Source organism: Pseudomonas sp. W17, assembly GCF_040268305.1.
In the GTDB taxonomy this organism is placed as follows: domain Bacteria; phylum Pseudomonadota; class Gammaproteobacteria; order Pseudomonadales; family Pseudomonadaceae; genus Aquipseudomonas; species Aquipseudomonas protegens.
Map to the genome: position 1 here is coordinate 2,208,851 of NZ_CP158490.1, position 24,248 is coordinate 2,233,098.

The window sequence follows — 24,248 nt, forward strand, 5'->3', positions numbered from 1 at the left end:
ACGGGATTACATGGAAATCGGTCTGCGCGAGTGGCTGATCGTCATCGGCATTATTGTTATCGCCGGTATTCTTTTTGATGGCTGGCGGCGTATGCGCGGCGGCAAGGGGAAGTTGAAGTTCCGTCTTGATCGAAGTCTTTCCAATCTGCCGGACGATGAAGGCAGTGCCGAGCTGCTGGGTCCGCCCCGCGTTCTGGATACCCATAAAGAGCCGCAGCTGGACGAGCATGACCTGCCGTCGGTCAGCATGCCTGCCCGCGAACCGCGGGAAAGTTCTTCGTCCAAGCGCGGCAAGCGCGGTGGCGAGCCGCATCAGGGCGACCTCAATCTGGACCTGGATCTGGACAGTGGCCCGAGCTTCAGCAGCCGCGACGATGATTTCCCGGCCGAGGAAAGCAAGTCCGCGAGCCACGGCGACAAGGACCAGCCGCAAGCCGAAGAAGTGCTGGTGATCAGTGTGATCTGCCGCGACGCTGCCGGCTTCAAGGGGCCGGCCCTGTTGCAGAACATCCTGGAAAGCGGCCTGCGTTTTGGCGAGATGGATATTTTCCACCGCCACGAAAGCATGGCTGGCAACGGCGAGGTGCTGTTCTCCATGGCCAATGCGGTCAAGCCGGGCGTGTTCGACCTGGACGATATCGACCACTTCAGCACCCCGGCTGTCAGCTTCTTCCTCGGCCTGCCGGGCCCGCGTCACCCCAAGCAAGCCTTCGACGTGATGGTGGCGGCGGCGCGCAAGTTGTCTCAGGAGCTCAATGGCGAGCTCAAGGACGATCAACGCAGCGTCCTGACTGCCCAGACCATCGAACACTACCGCCAGCGCATCGTCGAATTCGAACGCCGCGCCCTGACCCAAAAGCGCTAAGCTCCTAGAGCCAGCCCCTCCATGTAGGGGCTGGCTTGTACAGGAACTGGCTTGCCAGCGAAGTCCTTGCCCCAATCTTCAGATCGAGCAGCCTAGGCTGCTCTTTTGCTTTGTGAGAGAACCCCATGACCGCCGCCGAAACCCGCATTCTTGAGCTGCGCGCTGAGCTGGACCAGCACAACTACCGCTACCACGTACTGGATGAACCCAGCATCCCGGATGCGGAATACGACCGGCTGTTCCGTGAGCTCAAGGCCCTGGAAGCCGAGCACCCTGAACTGGTGACCAGCGATTCGCCAACCCAGCGTGTCGGCAGCGCAGCGCTTTCGGCCTTCACCCAGGTGCGTCATGAAATCCCCATGCTCAGCCTCGGCAACGCTTTCGAGGAAGTCGACATGCGCGAGTTCGATCGCCGGGTCAACGAAGGCCTGGACCTGCCGGCCGGTGATCTGTTCGGTGGCGGCGCGGCGGTGGAGTACAGCTGCGAGCCCAAGCTCGATGGCCTGGCAGTCAGCCTGCTGTACCAAGATGGCGTACTGGTACGCGGCGCCACCCGTGGCGATGGCACCACCGGTGAAGACATCAGCGTCAATGTGCGTACCGTGCGCAACATTCCCCTCAAGCTGCAAGGCAGTGGCTGGCCGGCAACCCTGGAAGTGCGCGGTGAAGTGTTCATGTCCAAGGCCGGCTTCGAGCGCCTGAACGCTGCGCAACTGGAGGCGGGCGGCAAGACCTTCGCCAACCCGCGCAACGCAGCGGCGGGTAGCCTGCGCCAGCTGGATTCGAAGATCACCGCCAGTCGGCCCCTGGAGTTCTGCTGCTATGGCCTGGGCCAGGTCAGCGCGGACATTGCCGACACCCACATCGGCAACCTTGAACGGTTGAAGCAGTGGGGCATGCCCATCAGTCGTGAACTGCGATTGGCCAAGGGCATCGACGAATGCCTGGACTACTACCGCGAGATCGGCGAGCGGCGCAATGCGTTGCCTTATGAGATCGACGGCGTGGTGTTCAAGGTCAACAGCATCGCCTCCCAGCGGGAACTGGGTTTCCGTGCCCGGGAACCGCGCTGGGCCATCGCCCACAAGTTCCCGGCCATGGAAGAGCTCACCGAGCTGCTGGACGTGGAGTTCCAGGTTGGTCGTACCGGCGCCGTGACGCCGGTGGCGCGCTTGCAGCCGGTCAAGGTGGCCGGGGTCACTGTATCCAACGCTACTTTGCACAACATGGATGAAGTGGCGCGCCTGGGCTTGATGATCGGTGACACGGTGATCATCCGCCGTGCCGGCGACGTGATTCCGCAAGTGGTGCAAGTGGTGACCGAGCGTCGTCCGGAGAACGCCCGGCCGGTGCAGATCCCCGAGAGCTGCCCGGTCTGTGGTTCCCACGTAGAGCGCACGCAACTGGTCAAGCGCAGCAAGGGCCGGGAAACCGTCAGCGAAGGGGCGGTGTATCGCTGCGTTGGCCGGCTGGCCTGCGGGGCCCAGCTCAAGCAGGCGATCATCCATTTTGTGTCCCGTCGTGCCATGGATATCGAAGGTCTGGGGGACAAGACCATCGAACAGTTGGTGGACGAGAACCTTATTGCCTCGCCGGCTGATCTCTACAGGCTCAAATACGAGCAGATCATCGACCTGGAAGGCTTTGCCGAGGTGTCCAGCAACAAACTGCTCAAGGCTATCGAAGACAGCAAGCGTCCGGCCCTGGCGCGCTTCATCTATGCCCTGGGTATCCCGGATGTCGGCGAGGAAACCGCCAAGGTCCTGGCGCGCTCCCTGGGCAGCCTGGAGCGGGTTCAGCAGGCACTGCCGCAAGTGCTGACCTATCTGCCGGATGTCGGTCTGGAAGTGGCTCACGAAATCCACAGCTTCTTTGAGGACAGTCATAACCAGGAAGTCATCGGTTCCCTGCTGGCGGCAGATCAATGCGGCCTGGTGCTGCAGGATCAGGGCGAACTGGGCGCCGAATTCGCCGCCAGCACCACCCTGGGCGGCATGCTCGACAAGCTCAACATCCCTTCAGTAGGCCCGGGCGCCGCGCAGAAACTGGCCGACAAGTTCGGCTCACTGCAAGGCGTGATCGAGGCCGACTGGCTGGATATGCGTCAGGCGCTGCCAGAGAAGCAGGCCAAGGCGGTGCGTGAATTCTTCGACAACCCGGCTAATGCACAACTGGCCCAGGCCATCGAACAGCAGCTGCAGGCCTTTGGCATGCATTGGCAGAGCGAGAAGAAGGTGGTTGCGGGCCTGCCGCTGGCGGGGCAGACCTGGGTGCTTACGGGCTCCCTGGAACTGATGAGCCGCGACGTGGCCAAGGACAAGCTGGAAAGCCTTGGTGCCAAGGTGGCGGGTTCGGTCTCGGCGAAGACTCACTGCGTGGTGGCCGGCCCCAGCGCCGGCTCCAAACTGGCCAAGGCCAACGAGCTGGGGCTCAAGGTGCTGGACGAAGAAGCCTTCGTTGCTTTCCTGACCGAGCACGGCGTCCCGACCTGACCTGTAGCCGCTGCCGTGCCTTCGGGTGCGCCTCGTCGCCAGCGGCGCGGTGGTACGAATCTTGGAACCCCACAGGCTTGCCCATGATCTAGTCTTGGCAAGCCCCAGGGAGGATTCGCCATGTACCGCTTCTTCGAGCAGCTCAGTTCCCGGATCGCCGCACCCTTCGTCGGCGACCGTTCACGTAACAGCAAACTCTGGTCCTGCCGCTGCGGGCAATCGCTGTTCTTTCGCAACAGCCAGTGCCTGGCCTGTTCGGCAATGCTTGGCTATGCACCACACCTGGGTCTGCTGTCTTCCCTGCAGCCCGGGCCGGCGGGCGATACCTGGGTGCTGGATGCCAAGCCCGAAGCCGGCGCCTTCAGGCGTTGCGCCAACCTCGAGACCCCGGCAGCCTGCAACTGGCTGCTGCCGGCGCATCTGACCGACAGCCTGTGCGTGGCCTGCAAGCTCAATCGCACCATTCCCGACCTGTCCATAGCCGAGAACCCGGAGCGCTGGCGCAAGGTGGAAATTGCCAAGCGCCGGCTGGTAGCGCAATTGCTTGACCTGGGGCTGCAGGTGATCCCCAAGGGCGAAGATGAGCAGGCCGGGCTGGCCTTTGATTTCATCGGTGTTGATCTGGAGGGCAGGGCGCCGGTTACCGGGCATGCCAACGGCCTCATTACGCTGGATATCAAGGAAGCCGACGACGCCCACCGGGAAAAGATCCGTGCCCAGATGCATGAGCCTTACCGCACCCTGCTCGGGCATTTCCGTCACGAAGTGGGGCATTACTACTGGGACCGGTTGATAGCCAACAGCCCCTGGCTGGAAGCCTTTCGCAGCCTCTTCGGCGATGAACGCTACAGCTACGCGCAAGCTCTGGAGCGGCACTACCAGAAGGGCGCGCCAGCTGGCTGGCAGCAAAGCCATGTCAGCGCCTACGCCACCATGCACCCCTGGGAAGACTGGGCGGAGACCTGGGCTCACTACCTGCACATGGTGGATGCAGTGGACACCGCCCTGGGTTTCGGCATGAGCGCCCGGGACGTCGACCTCGACTACCAGCCGTTTCCCTTGAGCAGCCTATATGATCCGCAGCATCCAGGCGGGCCGGCGTTCCTGGCTTTCGTCAACGCCTGGATCGAACTGGCGGGCATGCTCAACGAACTGTCCCGCAGCATGGGCCAACCGGATTTCTACCCCTTCATCCTGCCGCCTGCGGTGATTGCCAAATTGCATTTCATCCACCTGGTGATCCAGCAGGAAGGCGGCCGCGCCGACGAAGTCCTGTCCCTGGACTGATCCTCGCCGTCCTGTAGGAGCGAGCTTGCTCGCGAAGGCCCCAGCGCGATTTCCCTGATGCACCGCGATGCCTGTTTCGCCAGCAAGTTCGCCCCCACGGCAGGTGGGCCACGGCCAAGTGCTTGAAGCCCATCGAATTTTAATCTGCAGCCAGCGGTTGTAAGTTCGACTCAGATAGGTACAATGGCGCGGCTCGCCGTCAGGCGAGCGTCGTTATGGTGACCCCATCGGTCCCCCCGCAACGATTACCCGTGAACCTGGTCAGAGCCGGAAGGCAGCAGCCACAGCGGGAACATTGTGTGCCGGGGTGTGGCTGGTGGGGTTGCCTCCATAACGCTCCTCGTTGGTCCTCAACGAGATGAATCAAAATTCCTGCCAACCTTCGAGCTCGTGCAGCATTTCTGTTGACGTGCCGTTGTCGTGCGCCTTGTTTGTGGTTCGCCAATCCCTGTGTCCTGTTGGCTCGGGCGGCGGGCTCCTGGAATATCCAACGCCTTTGCATCAAGGAGTGGTCATGGCGCTAACCAGTAAGATCTCCCTCTATGACGATCATTGGCCTGCGGCATTTGCAGGGGAGAAGGCACGCATAGCCAAAGGCTTCGGTTGCGAGCTCATGGATATTCATCACGTGGGGAGCACTGCTGTTCCAGGATTGGCGGCCAAGCCGGAAATCGATCTGCTGGTGGTGGTCGCGGAGCAGGTGGATGAAGCCGCGCGCAATGCCTTCATGGCGACCCTGGGGTATGTCCGGGGTAGCAATCTGTCCCCCGGGCATCATTTTTACCGTCGCGATGTAGAGGGTATACGCACCCACAAGGTGCATGTCTGTGTCGCCGGTCATGAGCAGGTGGGGCGCATGCTGCGCTTTCGCGATCTGTTGCGTCAGGACAGCGGCATCCGCCAACAGTATCAGGATCTGAAGTTTCGGCTTGAGGCCAGCAATCGCGAGGGCATTGGCGAGTACCTTGCGCAGAAGGCCCCCTTTATCGACGCCCTGATGGGGGCTCAGTCATCGTGACTGCCTCGTTGTGCCCAAAGCTCGGTGTTGCCTGCAAGGTTGCTGGGGGGCTGTCAGGCCCCCAGCTGCTCCCGCAGCAACTGGGCAAAGGCGTCCCTGGCGCCATGGCGTTGTACATCCTTGTGCCAGACAAAACGGTTATCCACCGGTAGCAGGTCGTCGAAGCGCTGCATGCTCAGGTTGGCCGATTGCGAATAGCGCTCCAGCACCCCTTCCGGTATCAGTGAGACCCCGGCCCCCACGCTGACGCAGCCGATGATGGTGCCCCAGCTGGCATAGCCGGTGATGGGCAGGTTCAGACCGTGCCTGCCCAGCCAGTTTTCCAGGGCGCGGCGATAGGGGCAGCCCGGCGGCCACATGAACAGGTTGTGGTGCTGCAAGTCGCTGGCGCTGCGGATAGGGGCGCTGTTGACGCTGGAGATCAGCACCAGGGGTTCGTGGTAGAGCACGGTCTGTTGCAGTTTGGCCGGCAGGCTGTCGATGGCCACCAGGGCGCCGTCGATGCGTTGGTGCAGCAGCTCTTCAAAGAGTTGCGACCAGGTTCCGGTCACCAGCTCCACGCTCACCTTCGGATAGCGCTTGTGGTATTGCGCCAGCAGGGGAGGCAGGCGCCCACCGGCGCATGACTCGATCGAGCCCAGGCGCAACAGGCCGCTGGGTTCGGCCTGGTTGTCCACCGCACGTTTGGCTTCATCCACCAGGGCCAGGATGCGTTCACTGTAGCCGAGGAATATTTCCCCGGCAGGGCTGATCCGCAGGCCGCGTCCGACCCGGCTAAACAGCTCGGTGCCCAGCTCGCCTTCCAGCTGCTTGAGGCGGTTGGTGATATTGGACGGCACGCAATGCAGTTGCTCGGCCGCTCGGGCAATGCTGCCGGTGCGGGCCACGGCCTTCACCATTTTCAGTTGGGTCAGTTCCATTGCTCATTTCCAGTGAGGAATAACCTCAGTATCGGTTAATTGTGGTGAGTTGTGCAGGGCGGGACACTGCAGGTCCTCTTCTTGCCTCTGGATATCTGTGTCGTGATGCTCTCGCCCCTGTTCAAGCTGGTGCTGGCCACCGCTGCGGTGATTCTGTGTTGGGCCTATTCGCCGGTGGGCATCCATATCGGCCTGGAGGGCTACAGCCCCGGGCACCTGGCCTTGCTGCGGTTCCTGATTGCCTCGCTGTTCATGGCCGCAATCGCGCTGGTGCTGAAGATCTCCCTGCCGCGCTGGCGCGACCTGCCCTGGTTGCTGGTACTGGGTTTCTTCGCCATCGCTTTTCATCACGTCAGCCTCAACTACGGCCAGCAAGGGCTGAGCGCCGGAGCATCCAGCGTGCTGGCGCAGTCCGCGCCGATCTTCAGCACGCTGATCGCGTTTTTCTGGCTCAGGGAGCCGGTCAGTGGCTGGCGTTGGCTTTGTGTGGTGATCGGGCTGTTGGGGGCGGTGCTGGTGGTGGCCGGTGACAAGGGCCTGGGGGCGATCGAGCCGCGAGGGCTGCTGGTGCTTCTGGCGGCGTTTTCCTGGGGGCTGTACTTCGTCTTGCAGCGGCGCTTTTCCGGGCGTTATGGGGTGTTGACCACTGTCTGCTACATGGTCTGGGGCGGTACGCTACTGCTCTTGGTGTATGCCCCCGGGCTGACGCAGGCGGTGGCCCAGACATCACTACGGGTGAACCTCGCGGTGCTATTGCTGGGGCTGTTTCCCAGTGCACTGGCTTACCTGGCCTGGGCCTATGTGCTGGCACGGGTCGAGGTCAGCCGCGCGTCGATCGCCATGTACCTGATTCCGCCGGTGGCGATGCTGCTGGCCGCGACGGTGCTGGGCGAAACTCTGCAGTCCAGCGTGGTGCTGGGGGCGGCAGTGGTGCTGGGTAGCGTGATGGCGATGCAATTGGACGGGCGTTGGCGTCGGCGCTTGTCGGCGACACCTGCCAATGAGGTGCCTGCCGGGCAAGGCCGCTAGTACCGGCCTTGCAAGTGACAGCGCCGCGCAATGGCGGGGCGCTGCCGGGCGGGATTCAGCTCTTTTTCTTGAACAGGCGGCTGATGAAGGCGGCAAGGCCCAATACCCCCAGAACGATGAATTTCTTGCCGGCCAGGAGCAGTACGCCGAGCTTGGCGAAGAGCCCTGCCTTGCTGGCGAGGCCGCCGGCCACCAGGGCGGCGAGCCCGTAGGAGGCCAGTTTGTCGGTGCTCGGGTTGTAGTCGGCGTAGCGGTTGCCGTCGGTGAAGTTGGTAAAGGCCAGTACCTTGGGAATCTCGCGCTTGATGGTGTCCAGGTCGTCCATTGAAGCCACGGCATTGAGTTCCAGCACGCCTTCGCGGCCCAGCACGCGGATGCTGTAGTTCAGGGTGTGGCTCTGGGCGCCTTCGGCCTTGAGTTCACGGGCCCAGTACATCTTGTGCGATTGCGCGTCATAGCTTGGCTGCTCGGCCCAGCCCAACAGGTGAATGGCGCCGTAGCCCTGTTCCTGGCGCTGCTTGTTGTCTTCCTCGTCCGCTTCCTGCATCTGCTTGAGCAGGTCCTGGTAGTCGATCTTCGCGGCGTCGTCGTCGGAGATGTGCCCATCGTTCTTATAGCTGATGATCACGCCCCAGCCTTCGGCGGACAGCGGGCTGACGGCGCTGGGCACGATCATGCCCAGGGTGGTGAAGCCAGGTGGATTGCCCCAGCCCTCGGTGAGCAGCTTCTCGGTGTCCTTGGGGTTGAGGTAGTAGAACTCCTTGCTCAGATCGAGGCTGGCGATATCCCCGGGCAGCTTGACGTTGCCGTGGCGTGGGGAGAGCGAGGCGAGAAACTGTTCGGCGGTCTGGGGTTCAGCGTCCTTGCTCTCGGGCGCGGTGGCGGCGCTGGCAAGAAAGGGCATGGCGCAGAGGGCGGCCATGGCCATGAGGAGGCGCAGGTACTTCATCGTATTCCCTTACATTTTGTGACAAGTTGGCGGGGAGGATAACGATGAGTGCCGGGCGGCTCAATGTGGCGGTCGGTTTTATTTTGCTGCAGGGCCGGGCGCCGATGCCGGCGCCGTTTCAGGGCTGGCGACTCAGTCGATGGTCAGGTACAGCACCCGCAGGCGGTGGCCGTCCGGGTCGAGGGCCACCAGGGTGTAGCCGAAATCCATCTGCGTCGGCGGCTGGGCGATGGTCATGCCCAGGGCTTGCCAGTGCCGATGCAGTTCATCCACCGCTTCGCGGCTGTCCACCGCCCAGCCCAGTTCGCCGCCACCGCCGGCGGCCTGAGCGCTCGGCTGGACAGTGTGTCGGGACCAGAGGCCAAGCTTGATCCCCGAGTCGAGGATGAACAAGGCGAAAGTCGGGCCGGATTCCACCGGCGGTTTATCCAGCAAGCGGCTATAGAACTCTGCGCTGAGGGCAGGGCTGTCCACGTAGAGCAGGAAATAGGTGTTGGTGATCATGGCGACTCCAGAGGCCTTTGGATGGTGCGTTGGGCGCAAGCTTAGGGGGCTGGCCTGTCAGTTCCTGTCAGGAGTCGTCGATTGAAAAAGAGGCCGGCTTATCGGTGTCGATAAACCTGCCTCTTGGAGTTGATTTGTTGCGGGGCTCAAGGCTTGGACAAGGCCTGGTCTACCGCTGCTATCAGCTTTCCCAGATCCTTCGGGGTGGCTTTGTGAATGACACCGAACAAATAAGCCCGCTGTTCCTCTTCGTCGCCCAGATCGGCGAAGAAGGCTTTCAGCTTCACTCCCAGTACTTCGGCTAGCAGAAATAGAGCTTCAACGCTGGGGGTGTAGGTGCCGGTTTCGAAGCGGCTGATGGTTTTTGGGTCAAAACCGGTTTTTTCACCTAGTTCAGCCTGAGTAAGCCCCGCTACCTTTCGATAGCGCTTGATGGCTGCACCCAAACTTGAAATTTGCATCGCTCAATTCCCATTTAGAATCAAGAACTTAACGATAAATATTGGCATTAGACAACACCATGGTTCATCACCTTGCTTTGCAAAATGTGATGCATTTCGTAGAATCGGCGCTTCGGACAGGTATTTGGTGATCTAGTTTCAGAAGGCTGGTTTATGAAACAAGAAATCATTGCATTTCCCTTGTTCACCTAAACCAAGGACTTGGCAGAGGCTCGAACGTCTCGTAAATCCCGCCAACGCTCCGTCCGCCGTCCCCACCTGACGCCTCATCTGATCCTAGTTGATCTCCGTCGAATCGATGGTCAACTGCCGCGCAAACCGCTGTACGGCTGCAATCAGGGCGAACCTTCCGATTGAGCCGTACCGCCAGGAAAGTACATCGCGAATCAGCCTCTTGCCGGGTGCCGGTAACTGTTGATCGCAGGCTGTCTATGGAGTTCTAAAGTGCGTCTCAATTTGCCGGTCACCTCTGTTGAGCAGACCTTTCCCGACCAGCAGCGGCTCATATCCGCCACCGACATCAACAGTCACATCACGTACTGCAACGCCGAGTTCGCAGCGATGAGCGGTTTCAGCCAGGCCGAACTGATCGGCAGCACCCATAACCTGGTTCGCCACCCGGACATGCCGGCGGCGGTGTTCGAGTCGATGTGGGGTTACCTGAAGGCCGGCCAGAGCTGGATGGGTGTGGTGAAGAACCGTTGCAAGAACGGCAATTTCTATTGGGTCAGCGCCTATGTCACGCCGATCCTGGAGGACGGAAAGCTGGTGGGCTACGAGTCGGTGCGGGTCAAGCCAAGCCGAGAGCAGGTCAGCCGCGCCGAAACCTTGTATGCGCGCCTGCGGGCCGACAAGGCGCCGGTTTGCGCCTGGCGCCGTATCGAGGCCGCAGCCCGGCCCTTGCTGCTGCCGGTGTCGGTGGCGGTAGGCTGCCTGGCCGCCTTCCACTGGCTGCCGACGCTGGCCGCACAGGGCTGTATGGTCGCGGGTTTCGTGGCTGTCGGGCTGCTGGCCCAGCGCCGCCTGGGGCAGCAGCTCAAGCAGATTGTCAGTAGCACACCGAATACCTTTGCCGATCCGATCTGCGCCCTGGCCTACAGCGAAGCACTGGGGCCGGCGGCGCAGTTGCAGATGATCCTGATCAGTGAGGAGGCGCGCCTAAAGACCGCCCTGACCCGCCTCAGCGATCTGGCCCGGCAGATGGCTACCGCAGCGGCCGATTCCAGCCAATTGTCCAGCCGCACCGAGTCGGCGCTGCTGGAGCAGCGGGCGGAAACCGACATGACCGCGGCCGCCATGACCCAGATGGCTGCTTCAATCACCGAGGTCGCTGAACACGTCCAGCACACCGCCAGCGAAGCCCACACCGCCAACCTGCTGGCCCGGCAGGGCAGTGAGGTGGCCGGCACCTCGCGGGATGCCATCCAGTTGCTGGCGCGCACCGTGACCCAGATCAACCAGGCCGTGGGCGACCTGGCCGGGCAGACCCAGGAGATCATGGTGGCGGCGAGCATGATCCAGGCGATTGCCGACCAGACCAACCTGCTGGCCCTGAATGCGGCCATCGAGGCAGCCCGAGCTGGTGAGCAGGGCCGTGGTTTTGCCGTGGTCGCTGATGAGGTGCGGGCCCTGGCCGGCAAGACCCGCGAGTCGACCCAGCAGATCCAGGGCATCATCCAGAGCCTGCGCGCCGGGGCCGACGAAGCCGTGCAGATCGCCAGCCTGGGCATCGAGGAGGCGGAGCAGGGCGTGCAACAGGTGGTCCAGGCCCAGCAGGCGCTGCAAGGCATCGGCGCGGCAGTGGAGCGCATTACCGATATGAGCCAGCAAATGGCCGCGGCATCCCAGGAGCAGTCCCATGTAGCCGAATCGGTCTCCGAACAGATCAACAGTGTCGCCGTCACTGTGCAGCGCACTGCCGAGAATGCCAGCGCCGGAGTGGTTCGCGGCGCCGAGCTGGAAAACATCTCTTCCGGGCTGCGTGCCCTGGTCGAGCGGTTCAACCGCTAGCGACAGTGAGTTCGACTCATGGATGAGAAATACCGCAGGGCCGTCGATGCCGCCGCCATCTTCTCCGAGACGGACCTGGGCGGCAGCATCACTTATGTCAACGATCTGTTCTGCCAGGTCTCGGGTTACAGCCGTGAAGAACTGATCGGCGCCAACCACCGCATGCTCAGTTCCGGGCTGCATCCGCCGGAGTTCTTTGCCGAGTTGTGGCAGACCATTACCCAGGGCCGGGTGTGGAAGGGCGAGATCTGCAACCGCGCCAAGGACGGCAGCCTGTACTGGGTCGACAGCACCATGGTGCCGCTGGTGGATCAGCGCTCCGGGCAGGTGGTGCGTTATGTGTCGATCCGCTTCGATGTCAGCGAAAAGCGTCAGCTGTTGCATTCGTTGCAATGGCGGGTCGGGCACGACGTGCTTACCGGGCTGCCCAACCGGGCCTTTCTCTCCGACCTGCTGCACCAGGCTCTGGATTTCTCCCGGGCGCAGGATATTCCCCTGGCGGTGTGCATGCTCGACCTGGATGGCTTCAAGGCGGTCAATGACGGCTATGGCCACGCCTGTGGCGACCTGCTGCTGGTGGAGGTGGCGGCGCGGTTGCGTTCGATCATCCGCGGCGAGGACGTGGTGGCTCGCCTGGCCGGCGACGAGTTCGTGCTGATTTTGCGTTACGTGCGCGACATGCTGGAGCTGCGCGCGGCGTTGCAAAGGGTGCTGGCGACCATTTCCCAGCCGTACTCGATCCAGGGCAAGGACGTCAACGTCTTCGCCAGCATCGGCGTGACCCTGTACCCCACCGACAACCACGACGCCGACACCTTGTTGCGCCACGCCGACCAGGCCATGTACGTGGCCAAGCAGAGCGGACGCAACCGCTTCCACCTGTTCGATGTGCTGCGCGACCGTGAAGTGATGGTCACCTATCAGACCGTCGAGCAGGTGCGCCAGGCCTTGCTCGCAGGCGAGTTGCGCCTGTACTTCCAGCCCAAGGTGAACATGCGCACCGGTGAGGTGGTGGGCTTCGAGGCGATGCTGCGCTGGCAGCACCCGCAGCGCGGCATGCTGGGGGCTCAGGAGTTTCTGCAGCAGGTGGAGGAGACCGACCTGATCGTCGAGATCGGCGAATGGGTCATGGACCAGGTGATGACCCGCCTGCAAGGCTGGCAGCAGGCGGGGCTGGCCTGGCCGGTGAGCCTGAACGTGGCGGCCCGGCATTTCCAGCGCCCGGACTTCGTCGAGCGGCTCAAGGACATGCTCGATCGCTATCCGGATGTGTTGCCGGCGTTGCTGGACCTGGAAATCGTCGAGTCGGTGGCCATCGACAATATCCAGCGGGTCAGCGATTGCCTCGATGCTTGCCAGGGATTTGGCGTGCAGTTCTCCCTGGGGGACTTCGGCACCGGCCATTCGTCCCTCAGCTACCTCAAGCGCTTGCGCACCCAGACCATCAAGATCGACCGGCTGTTCGTGCGCGACATGCTGCACGACGCGGACGATCAGGCGCTGATCCAGGCGTTGGTGGGGCTGGCCCAGGCCTTTGGCCGGCGCGTGGTGGCCGAGGGGCTGGAAAGCCTGGCACATGGCGAGCGCTTGATGGCCCTTGGCTGCGACGTCGCCCAGGGGGATTTCATTGCGCCACCAATGCCCGCCGAGGCGGTGCTGGACTGGGTGCGTAGCTTTGAGCCACCGCGGGCATGGCGAAGCGACGAGCTTCAGGGCGAGGCGATGTCGGGAGGCTGAGCGTCGTCCTGGGGGCCGACGTAACGCTGGATGATAGCGTCGATCTCGCCGGACATCTTCATCCGCAACAGGGTGCGCAGGATGCGCTGGGCCGGCACTCTCGGATCGTTGCGTACATAGCAGCCGACGGCCTGCTCCTGCAGCACCGCGACGCTGTACAGCGGGTTGCCGGTGGCCTGGGTCTTGTTGAACCAGTCCAGGGTCCACTGGCTGGCGATGGCGTAGCGGTAACGCCCGACCACCAATTTCTGCAGCACCTGCTCCTCGTTGCGGGCGTCGTCGCGTATCAGCTGGTTGGTGTCGAACAGCGGCTGCAAGGGGGTGTAGGTATAGCTGAGGACGGTGCCGATATGCTGGCGCGACAGTTGCTGCAGGTTGACCGCCGAGGGCTCCGGATGGGTGCTCACCAGCAGGTTGCGCTGAATGAACAGCGGCACGCTCCACAGGTAATCCCCGGAGAGGTTCGACAGCCAGGCCTGGGCGGCGTAGCAGCGCACGTCGACTTCGCCCTGGGCCATGGCGTTCTGCACCCGGGCCCGGGCCAGGACATGAAACTGCGCCGGGGTACCCAGGTGCCGGGCCAGGCTGTTCATGGTGTCGAAAAGGATGCCATCGGTGGGCTGGTCGCCTTCGACCTCGATGGCCGGCATGGTCCAACTGTCGGCGATGGCAAAGCGCAGGGGCGGCTCTGCGGCTTCCAGGCTGGCGCTGAAGAGAAACAGGGCGCACCAGGTCAAACGCATACAATCTCCAGGGTGTCGGCGGGCGAGCAATCCTTTGCAAAATGCAAGCTTAGACAGATTAGACGAGCGCGCCGGATGCAATTTCGCCCTTGCTCCGCTAGCATTACCGGCTTCCGCTTTCCAGTTGCGACGGTTTTCGATGAGTTATCAGGTTCTTGCACGTAAATGGCGTCCGCGCTCGTTCCGCGAAATGGTCGGCCAGACCCATGTGCTCAAGGCTCTGATCAATGCCTTGGACAGCCAGCGGCTGCACCACGCCTACCTGTTTACCGGCACTCGCGGGGTGGGCAAGACCACCATCGCGCGAATCATTGCCAAATGCCTGAACTGTGAAACAGGTATCACTTCCACGCCCTGTGGCACCTGTTCGGTGTGCTGCGAGATCGATGAGGGGCGCTTTGTCGACCTGATCGAGATCGACGCCGCGAGCCGGACCAAGGTCGAGGATACCCGTGAATTGCTGGATAACGTGCAATACGCACCGAGCCGCGGGCGCTTCAAGGTCTACCTGATCGACGAAGTGCACATGCTCTCCAGCCACTCGTTCAACGCCCTGCTCAAGACCCTCGAAGAGCCGCCGCCCTACGTCAAGTTCATCCTGGCGACCACTGATCCGCAGAAGCTGCCGGCGACCATCCTCTCGCGCTGCCTGCAGTTCTCCCTCAAGAACATGACCCCGGAACGGGTGGTGGAGCACCTGAGCCACGTCCTGGGCGTGGAGAACGTGCCGTTCGAGGATGACGCCCTGTGGCTGCTGGGCCGCGCCGCCGATGGCTCGATGCGCGATGCGATGAGCCTCACCGACCAGGCGATTGCCTTCGGTGAAGGCAAGGTCATGGCGGCCGATGTGCGGGCCATGCTCGGCACCCTCGATCACGGCCAGGTCTACGACGTGCTGCATGCGCTGATCAACGGCGACGCCAAGGCGTTGCTGGAGGCGGTGCGGCACCTGGCGGAGCAGGGGCCGGACTGGAACGGCGTGCTTTCGGAAATTCTCAACGTGCTGCACCGGGTGGCGATTGCCCAGGCATTGCCGGAGGGGGTCGACAACGGGCACGGCGATCGTGACCGGGTACTGGCCCTGGCCCAGGCCCTGCCTGCCGAAGACGTGCAGTTCTATTACCAGATGGGCCTGATCGGTCGGCGCGACCTGCCGTTGGCGCCGGACCCGCGCGGCGGCTTTGAAATGGTCCTGCTGCGAATGCTGGCCTTCCGCCCAGCCGATACCGCGGATGCACCGAGACAGCCGCTAAAGCCAGTGGGGATCAGCCAGGCCACAGTTGATTCCGCCCAAGCCGTGGCGGCGCCGGCACCTGCCGTGCCTGTAGCGACCGTTGTCCCGGCTCCGGTGGTGAGTGCTCCAGTGGCGCCAGCACCTGTTGCTGCGCCCGAACCTGTCGCGCCCCCTGTGGCCGAAGCGGTCGCGGTCGAACCCGAGCCGGTGGTTGCCGAAGCGGTGGTCGACCTGCCCTGGAACGATCCGGTGGAGCCACAGATCGAACAGCAGCCAGCGGTCGAGCCGGTGCTGGAGGTGGCCGCCGAGCAGCCTGAGCTGACGCCGATGCCGACCCCGACGCCGGACAGTGTGGTGCCGGACGCGCCGGAGTGGGTCAGCGCCCCGGTACCGGAACCCACGGTGGCGGAGGTCGACGCCGCCACTCCGGGTATCGACCTGGACGACGAGCCGCCGCTGGACGAGGACTATATCGAGCCGGACATGGATTCGGCCTACAGCTACCTGGACGAACTGGCCAGTGAGCACGCAGCCGATCCGGCGCCGGAACCCGAGCCCGAACCTGCTGCCAAGCCGGCCACTGGCCTGGCCCTGGAATGGCTGCAACTGTTCCCGAAACTACCGATCTCGGGCATGACCGGCAGCATCGCCGCCAACTGCACCCTGATGGCCGTGGACGGCGACCATTGGCTGCTGCACCTGGACCCGGCCCACAGCGCACTGTTCAACGCCACCCAGCAGCGTCGCCTCAACGACGCCCTGAACCAGTACCACGGGCGTACCCTGACCCTGGCGATCGAGCTGATCAAGCCCGAGCAGGAAACCCCGGCCCAGGCTGCATCACGGCGCCGTGCCGATCGTCAGCGCGAGGCCGAGGAGTCGATCCATGGTGATCCGTTCATCCAGCGGATGGTCCAGGAGTTCGGTGCAGTGGTGCGCCACGATACTATTGAACCTGTCGAGGCCCTGGCGGCTCAGGGCTGATCATTCAAAGGGCGCCGGGCCAGGGGCCGGGCGCCGTTTCCATCCCCGTACTTTGAGGTAATTCCCATGATGAAAGGTGGCATGGCCGGCCTGATGAAGCAGGCACAGCAGATGCAGGAAAAAATGGCCAAGATGCAGGAAGAACTGGCCAACGCCGAAGTCACCGGCAAGGCAGGCGGCGACATGGTCACCGTAGTCATGACCGGCCGTCATGACATCAAGCGCGTGAGCATCGACCCGAGCCTGCTGGAAGGCGTCAGCGAAGATGATCGTGAAGTGCTCGAAGACCTGTTTGCCGCTGCGGTGAACGACGCCGTGCGCAAGATCGAGTCCAACAGCCAGGAAAAGATGTCCGGCATGACCGCCGGCATGCAACTGCCCCCAGGCATGAAATTGCCATTCTGATTCGCGCAAGCGCATCGGATGGACTACATAAAGCCAGGCCTTGAGCCTGGCTTTTTTTTGCCCTGGCGATCAGCACTGCGCGGTGGGTAGCAGCCGGGTGGCCAGCGAAGGTCACAGCAGATCCATCTGCAGAAACATCGAACGTGATGCTTTTCACAGGGTCTGCAACCTATACCCTTTCATTCAACCTTCCCTAAAGGAGTGTCCATGATGCCGCAAACATTGACCCTCAATCAGCGCGTGGTACTGGTCTCTCGGCCCGAAGGCGCGCCGGTCCCGGAGAATTTCCGCCTGGAGCGGGTGGCCTTGCCGGAACTGGCTGATGGACAGGTGCTATTGAAGACCCTCTACCTGTCCCTGGACCCCTACATGCGCGGGCGCATGAGTGATGCCCCGTCCTATGCGGCGCCGGTGGAAATAGACGAGGTCATTACCGGCGGTGCAGTGAGCCGGGTCGAGCGTTCGCTCAACCCCAAGTTCCAGGAGGGCGATCTGGTGGTGGGCGCCACTGGTTGGCAGAGCCACTGCATTTGCGATGGCCGCAACCTGATCCCGGTGCCCTCGGGCCTGCCCAGCCCTTCCATGGCCCTGGGTGTGCTCGGCATGCCCGGAATGACCGCCTACATGGGGCTGATGGACATCGGCCAGCCCAAGGCCGGGGAAACCCTGGTGGTGGGTGCTGCCTCCGGCGCCGTGGGGTCGGTGGTGGGGCAGGTGGCGAAGCTCAAGGGGCTGCGGGTGGTGGGCGTGGCCGGTGGCGCCGACAAATGCCGCTATGTGGTCGAGGAGCTGGGTTTTGATGCCTGCATCGATCACAAGAGCCCCGACTTTGCCGACGAACTGGCCCAGGCCTGCTTCAAGGGCGTGGACATCTATTTTGAGAACGTCGGTGGCAAGGTCTTCGACGGGGTACTGCCCCTGCTCAACCCCAGGGCGCGTATTCCCCTGTGCGGGCTGATCGCCCAGTACAACGCCCAGGCGCTGCCGCCGGGGCCGGATCGCCTGCCACTGCTGCAGCGCACCTTGCTCACCAAGCGTGTACGCATCCAGGGCTTTATTGTCTTCGACGACTATGGCGACCGCCATCCGGAGTTCATTAAGGCCATGGCGCCCTGGGTGCGCGAAGGCAAGGTCAAGTTCAAGGAGGACGTGGTCGAGGGACTGGAGCAGGCACCAGAAGCCTTCATTGGCCTGCTGGAGGGGCGCAACTTCGGCAAGCTGGTGGTCAAGGTCGCCCCGGACGCGAGCATTTGACGCTACCCCGAGGCGCGGGTATAAACCGCGTCTCGTTGTTTTTGTCGGACCTTTGCCCATGAGCTTCAGCCCCCTGATTCGCCAACTGATCGATGCCCTGCGCACCTTGCCGGGCGTGGGTCAGAAAACCGCCCAGCGCATGGCCCTGCAGCTGCTCGAGCGTGATCGCAGTGGCGGCTTGCGCCTGGCGCAGGCCCTGAGCCAGGCCATGGAAGGCGTGGGGCATTGCCGCCAGTGCCGGACCCTGACCGAAGACGAGCTGTGCCCGCAGTGTGCCGACCCGCGTCGCGACGACACCCTGCTGTGCGTGGTGGAAGGGCCGATGGATGTGTACGCGGTGGAGCAGACCGGCTATCGCGGGCGCTACTTCGTGCTCAAAGGCCACCTGTCGCCTCTGGATGGCCTGGGCCCGGAGGCCATCGGCATTCCGCAGTTGCTGGCGCGTATCGAGGAGCAGGGCAGCTTCAGCGAAGTGATCCTGGCCACCAACCCGACGGTGGAAGGCGAAGCCACTGCGCACTACATCGCCCAACTGCTGACCAACAAGGGCTTGATCACCTCGCGCATCGCTCACGGCGTGCCTCTGGGCGGCGAGCTGGAACTGGTGGATGGCGGCACCCTGGCTCACTCCTTTGCCGGGCGCAAACCCATAGCGTTGTAAGGCTGCGGAAGCCGGCTGACTGGCGAAGGATGCGCCACGCATTCTCTTGAAAACCAAGCAAGCGCTTGGTAAGTTCCTTCGACCCTTCAGAGGAGCTTGCCGATGTCTGCCTGCCAGGAATACTTCGACCCCAGCCACCAGTTGGTCCGCGACAGCGTGCGACGTTTCGTCGAGCGTGAAATCCTTCCCCAGATCGACGAGTGGGAGGAGGCCGGCAGTTTCCCCCGTGAGCTGTACCTCAAGGCCGGGGCCGCCGGGCTTCTGGGCATCGGTTACCCCGAGGCCCTGGGCGGCAGCCATGAGGGTGATCTGTTCGCCAAGATCGCCGCCAGCGAGGAGTTGATGCGCAGTGGCTCCGGCGGCCTGGTGGCGGGCCTCGGCTCCCTGGATATCGGCCTGCCGCCCATCGTCAAATGGGCCCGCCCCGAATTGCGCGAGCGAGTCGCACCGCTGGTGTTGTCCGGGGAGAAGATCAGCGCCCTGGCGGTCACCGAGCCCGGCGGCGGCTCGGACGTGGCCAACCTGCAGACCCGCGCCGTGCGCGATGGCGATCATTACCGGCTCAGTGGCAGCAAGACCTTCATCACCAGTGGCGTGCGCGCCGACTTCTACACCGTTGCGGTGCGCACCGGCGAACCTGGCTACGGCGGTATCAGCCTGTTGCTGGTCGAAAAGGGCACGCCGGGCTTCACTGTGGGTCGGCAGTTGAAAAAGATGGGCTGGTGGGCCTCGGATACCGCCGAGCTGTTCTTCGACGATTGCCGGGTGCCGGTGGGCAACCTGATCGGCGCCGAGAACATGGGCTTTGCCTGCATCATGGGCAACTTCCAGAGCGAACGCCTGGCCCTGGCCCTGATGGCCAACATGACCTCACAGATGGCCCTGGAGGAAAGCCTGAAGTGGGCGCGCGAGCGGGAAGCGTTCGGCAAGCCCATCGCCAAGTTCCAGGTGCTCAAGCACCGTCTGGCCGAGATGGCCACGGCCCTGGAGGTTTCCCGGGAGTTCACCTATCGCCAGGCGGCGAAGATGGCCGCCGGCAAGAGCGTGATCAAGGAAATTTCCATGGCCAAGAACTTCGCCACCGATACCGCAGACCGTATTACCCACGATGCTGTGCAGATCCTCGGTGGCATGGGCTACATGCGCGAAAGCCTGGTGGAGCGCCTGTACCGCGACAACCGCATTCTGTCGATCGGCGGCGGCACTCGCGAGGTGATGAACGAAATCATCAGCAAGCAGATGGGGCTGTAGGTGCAGGCTAGCGTTCGGTCAGGGAAAACTGGGTCAGGCAGAAGGTCGGGATCCCCATGTCCTGCAGCTTCTGCGAGCCGCCCAGTTCCGGCAGGTCGATGATCGCCGCGGCTTCATAGACCTTCGCCCCCATGCGCCGTACCAGATTGGCGGCGGCGATCAGGGTGCCACCGGTGGCGATCAAGTCATCGATCAACAGCACCGAGTCGCCTTCACACAGGCTGTCGGCGTGGACTTCAATGAGGGCTTCGCCGTACTCGGTCCGGTAGCCCTCGGCCAGGATGTCGGCCGGCAGCTTGCCCTGTTTGCGGAACAGGATCAGCGGCTTGTTCAACTGGTAGGCGATGATCGAGCCGATCAGAAAACCCCGTGCGTCCATGGCGCCGATGTGGCTGAAGTCTTCTTCGACATAACGCTGGGCGAAGCTGTCCGCCACCAGGCGCAGGGCCCGGGGAGACTGGAACAGGGGGGTGATGTCGCGGAAGATCACGCCCGGTTTCGGGAAGTCGATGACGGGGCGGATCAGGGATTTGATGTCGAAGGAATCGAAGGCCATCTTCAGGTGTCCTGGCGGGCAAATAGGCCGCGCCAGTATACCCGCGACCGAGCCGCTTGGCTCAGCCGCACAGGTTGTGGATCAGCCCTCCACCGAGCCGCCGGCGAGGGCGCAGAGCTGGATCGGATCGAGGATGTGCACTTCCTTGCCTTCGGCGGCAATCAGTTCGTTCTGCTGGAAACGGGTGAACACCCGGGACACGGTTTCCACGGCCAGGCCCAGGTAGTTGCCGATTTCGTTGCGCGACATGCTCAGGCGGAACTGGTTGGCCGAGAAGCCCCGGGCGCGGAAGCGCGCGGACAGGTTGACCAGGAACGTGGCGATACGCTCGTCAGCGGTCTTTTTCGACAGCAGCAGCATCATTTGCTGGTCATCGCGGATTTCCCGGCTCATGACCCGCATCAGCTGGCGACGCAGCTGTGGCAGTTGCAGTGCCAGCTCATCGAGGCGTTCGAAGGGGATTTCACACACCGAGGTGGTTTCCAGCGCCTGGGCCGAGACGGGATGGCTTTCGGTGTCCATGCCTGACAGGCCTACCAGCTCGCTGGGGAGATGGAAGCCGGTGATCTGTTCTTCGCCGCTGTCGCTCAGGCTGAAGGTTTTCAGGGCGCCCGAACGCACGGCGTACACCGAGTCGAAGCCGTCACCCTGACGGAACAGGAATTCGCCTTTTTTCAATGGGCGGCCACGTTTGACGATTTCGTCCAGCGCGTCCATGTCTTCCAAATTCAGCGAAAGTGGCAGGCAGAGGGGTGCCAGGCTGCAATCCTTGCAATGGGCCTGGTTGTGAGCGCGCAGTTTAACTGGCTCGGACATTCTAGAATCCTTGTGGGAAAACACACATAAGCCGTAAGGGTAACTCACGGGAGGAGGTTCCGGCCAGTCCGTGCCGTATTGACTGTTAGTCGTAAAGCTATCCTTTTATGGGTCGATAACCTGTTAACGAAAGTAACTTGGAAGGCTGAAATTATGTCGTCCGTTGGCGCTATTACTAATGGCAGCAATAACTTGCAGTCACTTCAAGAGCCCTCGACAAGTCAGGTTGACGAGCAACTAAGAATTTCTCCATTAGTTGCAGAGCCAGTGATCGGGGAGGGCGTCAAAGTGTCGCTGTCTGGCGCCGGCCTGAACAAATCCGCCGCCGCCAAAGGGCGTGACAGTGATATCGAGGAAAGCGGCCTGCCGGAAAACATTCAGCAGATCCTCAAGATGATCAGAAAATTGCAACAACAGATTGCCGAGACCCTCGCCCAGCTCCAGGCGGTCATGGCCGACAAGCACCTGAGCCCTGAAGAAACCAAGGTCCGGATCGGCAGCCTGCAATCTGCCCTGGCAATACTCAACGGCGGTTTGCTGACCGCCAATGCCTCCCTGGCCAAGGCAATGAAAGAAGCGGGCTTGAGCTCAGAGCAGGTGATGAAGGCTGCATCCTTGATCATGAAATCCTAGATCACCCGGGAAAACCGCTGGCGGTTCTGCTGGCCCAGGTATGCATCGAACACCATGCACACCGAGCGCACCAGTAGGCGACCGGCTGGCAGCACGATGATTGCTTCGCTGCCAAGTTCAATCAGGCCGTCGTCGGCCATCTCTTCCAGTTCCGGCCAGAGTTCATTGAAGTAGCCGCGAAAGTCGATATTGAAAGCCTGTTCGATCTCTTCGAACTTAAGACTAAAGTTGCAGATCAGTTGCTGAATAACTTCCCGGCGCAGACGGTCATCGGCATTGCATACCAAGCCGCGACTGGTGGCCAGTTGTGCGCCAGCCAAGGCATTTTGATAGTGCGTCAGGTCGCTGCTGTTCTGGCAGTAGAGGTCGCCGATCTGGCTGATGGCTGAAACACCGAGCCCAATAAGGTCGCAATGACCATGAGTGGTGTAGCCCTGGAAGTTGCGTTGCAGGGTGGACTCTTCCTGGGCAATGGCCAGTTCATCATCGGGCAGGGCGAAATGATCCATGCCGATGTAGCGATAGCCGGCAACCGTCAGCTGTTCGATGGTGCGTTGCAGCATCTGCAGCTTTTCCGCCGGGGCAGGCAGTTCGCTGCCGTTGATCCGCCGCTGGGGCATGAAACGCTCTGGCAGGTGGGCGTAATTGAACACCGAGAGCCGGTCCGGTTGCAGGCTGATGACTTCTTCCACGGTGCGGGCGAAGTTTTCCGGGGTCTGCTTGGGCAGGCCGTAGATCAGGTCGATGTTGATGGAACGGAACTGCAGGGTGCGGGCCGCTTCGATCACCGCCCGGGTTTCGTCCAGGCTTTGCAGGCGATTGACCGCGCGTTGCACTGCCGGGTCCAGGTCCTGCAGGCCGATGCTGACCCGATTGAAACCCAGCTCCCGCAACAGGCCCATGGTCGACCAGTCGGCTTCCCGGGGATCGATCTCGATGCCGTAGTCGCCGGAGTCGTCGTCCAGCAGATTGAAGTGCTTGCGCAGCAGGGCCATCAGTTGGCGCAGTTCATCGTGGTTGAGAAAGGTCGGGGTGCCGCCGCCGAAATGCAGTTGTTCCACCCGCTGGTTGGGGGCCAGGTGGCAGGCGATCAGTTGCATCTCCTGTTCCAGGCGCTGCAGGTAGGGCAGGGCGCGGCTGCGATCCTTGGTGATGACCTTGTTGCAGGCGCAGTAGTAGCAGATGTTGGCGCAGAACGGGATGTGCACGTACAGCGACAGCGGGCGCTGCGCCTTGCGGCTGTCGCGCAGGGCGTGCAGCAGGTCGAAGGCGCCGACCTGGCTGTTGAACTGCACTGCGGTCGGGTATGAGGTGTAGCGCGGTCCCGCCAGGTCGTAGCGGCGGATCAGATCTGTGTCCCAACGAATGGCGTCGAGCATGCGGGAATTCCCCCGGATAGGCTGGCAGTGTTCGCGAGTCTAGGAGGTTCAGGCCAGGGCCATCTTGACTTGTATCAAGGGTGTTCGGGAGCCGCCGGAGCAGTGCCGACGAGGCGTGCAGGCCCGGATGCCGGGCGCCTCCCCGGGGTCAGTGGCCCATCAGCCAGTGCTGGTGAGGGCCAGGCAGGGTCCAGATGCCGAAGAGAATGACCAGCACGCCGCCAGCCATGCGTACGCTGCGCCGACGCAGCAAGGCGGTGATCCGTTCGGCTGCCAGCCCGGTGGCCAGCAGCACGGGCCAGGTGCCCAGGCCGAAGGCCAGCATCAACAGCGCGCTGTCCAGGGCGCTGCCCTGGCTCGCCGACCACAGCAGGGTGCTGTACACCAGGCCGCACGGCAGCCAGCCCCACAGCGCCCCCAGGAGCAATGCACGAGGCAGGCTGGAAACCGGCAACAGGCGGCTGGCCAGCGGCTGGATATGCCGCCACAAGCCCTTGCCAAGGCCTTCGATGCGGGTCAGGCCACTCCACCAGCCAGCCAGGTAAAGGCCCATGGCAATCAACAGCAACCCGGCCAGCACTCGCATGAACAGTGCCAGGGGACTGTTGGCTACAGCCCAGCCCGCCAGGCCCAGCAACAGGCCGGCCAGGGCGTAGCTGAGGATGCGGCCCAGGTTGTAGGCCAGCAGCAGGCGCAGGCGTCGGCTGCGCTGTTCTGGGGGGATGGCCAGGGTCAGGGCGCCCATCAGGCCGCCGCACATGCCCAGGCAGTGGCCGCCACCCAGCAGGCCGAGGATCAGCGCAGAGACCAGCAGAGGGGCCAGTTCAAGCATGGGGCGGTTCCGATTTTCTGGCGGGGTCGGCTTCGCTGCTCGGTTGGCCCTTGGCCTCGTCCACCGCGGCGGTGTGGCTTGGGTCCTGGTCGTCGAACAGGATGCTGTGGGCCGGGCCGTCGAGATCGTCGTACTGGCCGCTGTCCACCGCCCAGAAGAAGATGTAGATGGCGATGGCCACGATCAGCAGGGCGGCCGGGATCATCACGTAAAGAGCTGGCATCTGGA

23 protein-coding genes and 1 other RNA gene are annotated in these 24,248 nt (G+C 62.9%); 14 read left to right on the forward strand and 10 right to left on the reverse strand.

The annotated features are described in order from the left end of the window. Positions 1 to 10: 10 nt before the first annotated feature. The 5 genes from zipA to ABCR88_RS10260 all read left to right on the forward strand — a co-directional run bounded on the left by zipA (position 11) and on the right by ABCR88_RS10260 (position 5,662). Complete coding sequence (gene zipA / locus ABCR88_RS10240) at positions 11 to 865, forward strand: cell division protein ZipA (protein WP_041116884.1); 855 nt, start codon at positions 11 to 13, stop codon at positions 863 to 865. Between the two features lie 125 nt (positions 866 to 990). Further along, positions 991 to 3,357, forward strand: a complete 2,367-nt coding sequence (gene ligA, locus ABCR88_RS10245; RefSeq protein ID WP_350404486.1) for an NAD-dependent DNA ligase LigA — start codon at positions 991 to 993, stop codon at positions 3,355 to 3,357. Positions 3,358 to 3,477: 120 nt separating this feature from the next. Further along, on the forward strand, positions 3,478 to 4,644 hold the full coding sequence (locus tag ABCR88_RS10250) for a putative zinc-binding metallopeptidase (protein WP_041116885.1): 1,167 nt from the start codon (positions 3,478 to 3,480) through the stop codon (positions 4,642 to 4,644). 225 nt (positions 4,645 to 4,869) lie between these two features. Beyond that, positions 4,870 to 4,966, forward strand: an RNA gene (gene ffs, locus ABCR88_RS10255) — signal recognition particle sRNA small type. A 192-nt stretch (positions 4,967 to 5,158) separates the two neighbouring features. Then, positions 5,159 to 5,662 carry a GrpB family protein gene (locus ABCR88_RS10260; RefSeq protein ID WP_011060215.1) on the forward strand — a complete coding sequence of 168 codons (504 nt, stop codon included), beginning with the start codon at positions 5,159 to 5,161 and terminating at the stop codon, positions 5,660 to 5,662. 53 nt (positions 5,663 to 5,715) lie between these two features. Here ABCR88_RS10260 and ABCR88_RS10265 read toward each other — a convergent pair whose 3' ends face one another. Continuing rightward, complete coding sequence (locus ABCR88_RS10265) at positions 5,716 to 6,582, reverse strand: LysR family transcriptional regulator (RefSeq protein WP_041116887.1); 867 nt, start codon at positions 6,580 to 6,582, stop codon at positions 5,716 to 5,718. A gap of 105 nt (positions 6,583 to 6,687) precedes the next feature. Between ABCR88_RS10265 and ABCR88_RS10270 the strand changes: the two genes are divergently transcribed. Beyond that, positions 6,688 to 7,611, forward strand: coding sequence for a DMT family transporter (locus tag ABCR88_RS10270; protein WP_041116889.1), 924 nt, complete (start codon positions 6,688 to 6,690; stop codon positions 7,609 to 7,611). Between the two features lie 55 nt (positions 7,612 to 7,666). Here ABCR88_RS10270 and ABCR88_RS10275 read toward each other — a convergent pair whose 3' ends face one another. From ABCR88_RS10275 to ABCR88_RS10285, 3 genes are all read right to left on the reverse strand, one after another. Further along, positions 7,667 to 8,560 (reverse strand): DUF2167 domain-containing protein, encoded by an 894-nt coding sequence (locus tag ABCR88_RS10275; RefSeq protein WP_041116891.1) that lies wholly within the window; start codon positions 8,558 to 8,560, stop codon positions 7,667 to 7,669. Between the two features lie 132 nt (positions 8,561 to 8,692). Then, positions 8,693 to 9,064, reverse strand: coding sequence for a VOC family protein (locus ABCR88_RS10280; protein ID WP_011060219.1), 372 nt, complete (start codon positions 9,062 to 9,064; stop codon positions 8,693 to 8,695). Positions 9,065 to 9,210: 146 nt separating this feature from the next. Next, positions 9,211 to 9,525 (reverse strand): helix-turn-helix transcriptional regulator, encoded by a 315-nt coding sequence (locus ABCR88_RS10285; RefSeq protein WP_011060220.1) that lies wholly within the window; start codon positions 9,523 to 9,525, stop codon positions 9,211 to 9,213. 444 nt (positions 9,526 to 9,969) lie between these two features. Here ABCR88_RS10285 and ABCR88_RS10290 point away from each other — a divergent pair, with 444 nt between their 5' ends. Both ABCR88_RS10290 and ABCR88_RS10295 read left to right on the forward strand, forming a co-directional pair. Continuing rightward, the gene (locus ABCR88_RS10290; protein ID WP_236186826.1) at positions 9,970 to 11,535 is read left to right on the forward strand and encodes a PAS domain-containing methyl-accepting chemotaxis protein; all 1,566 of its coding nucleotides are present in this window, start codon (positions 9,970 to 9,972) and stop codon (positions 11,533 to 11,535) included. Positions 11,536 to 11,553: 18 nt separating this feature from the next. Further along, entirely contained in the window at positions 11,554 to 13,272 is a 1,719-nt protein-coding gene (locus ABCR88_RS10295) for an EAL domain-containing protein (RefSeq protein ID WP_236186825.1), read from the forward strand. Here ABCR88_RS10295 and ABCR88_RS10300 read toward each other — a convergent pair. Continuing rightward, positions 13,245 to 14,015 (reverse strand): transporter substrate-binding domain-containing protein, encoded by a 771-nt coding sequence (locus tag ABCR88_RS10300; protein WP_350404488.1) that lies wholly within the window; start codon positions 14,013 to 14,015, stop codon positions 13,245 to 13,247. The two genes, ABCR88_RS10295 and ABCR88_RS10300, sit on opposite strands and share 28 nt — an antisense overlap. Positions 14,016 to 14,154: 139 nt before the next feature. Between ABCR88_RS10300 and dnaX the strand changes: the two genes are divergently transcribed. From dnaX to ABCR88_RS10325, 5 genes are all read left to right on the forward strand, one after another. Then, positions 14,155 to 16,233 carry a DNA polymerase III subunit gamma/tau gene (dnaX, locus tag ABCR88_RS10305; RefSeq protein ID WP_041116896.1) on the forward strand — a complete coding sequence of 693 codons (2,079 nt, stop codon included), beginning with the start codon at positions 14,155 to 14,157 and terminating at the stop codon, positions 16,231 to 16,233. 66 nt (positions 16,234 to 16,299) lie between these two features. Beyond that, positions 16,300 to 16,638 carry a YbaB/EbfC family nucleoid-associated protein gene (locus ABCR88_RS10310; RefSeq protein WP_015634779.1) on the forward strand — a complete coding sequence of 113 codons (339 nt, stop codon included), beginning with the start codon at positions 16,300 to 16,302 and terminating at the stop codon, positions 16,636 to 16,638. Between the two features lie 210 nt (positions 16,639 to 16,848). Continuing rightward, a complete protein-coding gene (locus ABCR88_RS10315) occupies positions 16,849 to 17,892 on the forward strand; it encodes an NADP-dependent oxidoreductase (RefSeq protein ID WP_236186858.1) in 1,044 nt (347 codons plus the stop codon). 58 nt (positions 17,893 to 17,950) lie between these two features. Further along, positions 17,951 to 18,553, forward strand: coding sequence for a recombination mediator RecR (gene recR / locus ABCR88_RS10320; protein ID WP_011060227.1), 603 nt, complete (start codon positions 17,951 to 17,953; stop codon positions 18,551 to 18,553). A gap of 102 nt (positions 18,554 to 18,655) precedes the next feature. Beyond that, complete coding sequence (locus tag ABCR88_RS10325; RefSeq protein WP_011060228.1) at positions 18,656 to 19,804, forward strand: acyl-CoA dehydrogenase family protein; 1,149 nt, start codon at positions 18,656 to 18,658, stop codon at positions 19,802 to 19,804. Positions 19,805 to 19,811: 7 nt separating this feature from the next. Here ABCR88_RS10325 and ABCR88_RS10330 read toward each other — a convergent pair whose 3' ends face one another. Next, a complete protein-coding gene (locus ABCR88_RS10330) occupies positions 19,812 to 20,360 on the reverse strand; it encodes an adenine phosphoribosyltransferase (protein WP_041116899.1) in 549 nt (182 codons plus the stop codon). A gap of 81 nt (positions 20,361 to 20,441) precedes the next feature. Next, positions 20,442 to 21,176, reverse strand: coding sequence for a Crp/Fnr family transcriptional regulator FnrA (fnrA, locus tag ABCR88_RS10335; protein WP_011060230.1), 735 nt, complete (start codon positions 21,174 to 21,176; stop codon positions 20,442 to 20,444). A 153-nt stretch (positions 21,177 to 21,329) separates the two neighbouring features. Between fnrA and ABCR88_RS10340 the strand changes: the two genes are divergently transcribed. Next, positions 21,330 to 21,809, forward strand: a complete 480-nt coding sequence (locus tag ABCR88_RS10340) for a hypothetical protein (RefSeq protein WP_053150069.1) — start codon at positions 21,330 to 21,332, stop codon at positions 21,807 to 21,809. Here ABCR88_RS10340 and hemN read toward each other — a convergent pair. The 3 genes from hemN to ccoS all read right to left on the reverse strand — a co-directional run bounded on the left by hemN (position 21,806) and on the right by ccoS (position 24,243). Then, positions 21,806 to 23,188, reverse strand: a complete 1,383-nt coding sequence (gene hemN / locus ABCR88_RS10345) for an oxygen-independent coproporphyrinogen III oxidase (protein WP_350404491.1) — start codon at positions 23,186 to 23,188, stop codon at positions 21,806 to 21,808. The two genes, ABCR88_RS10340 and hemN, sit on opposite strands and share 4 nt — an antisense overlap. A 148-nt stretch (positions 23,189 to 23,336) precedes the next feature. Next, positions 23,337 to 24,020 (reverse strand): sulfite exporter TauE/SafE family protein, encoded by a 684-nt coding sequence (locus ABCR88_RS10350; protein ID WP_011060233.1) that lies wholly within the window; start codon positions 24,018 to 24,020, stop codon positions 23,337 to 23,339. Next, complete coding sequence (gene ccoS, locus ABCR88_RS10355; RefSeq protein WP_011060234.1) at positions 24,013 to 24,243, reverse strand: cbb3-type cytochrome oxidase assembly protein CcoS; 231 nt, start codon at positions 24,241 to 24,243, stop codon at positions 24,013 to 24,015. The genes ABCR88_RS10350 and ccoS overlap by 8 nt, the downstream gene beginning before the upstream one ends. Positions 24,244 to 24,248: the final 5 nt, after the last annotated feature.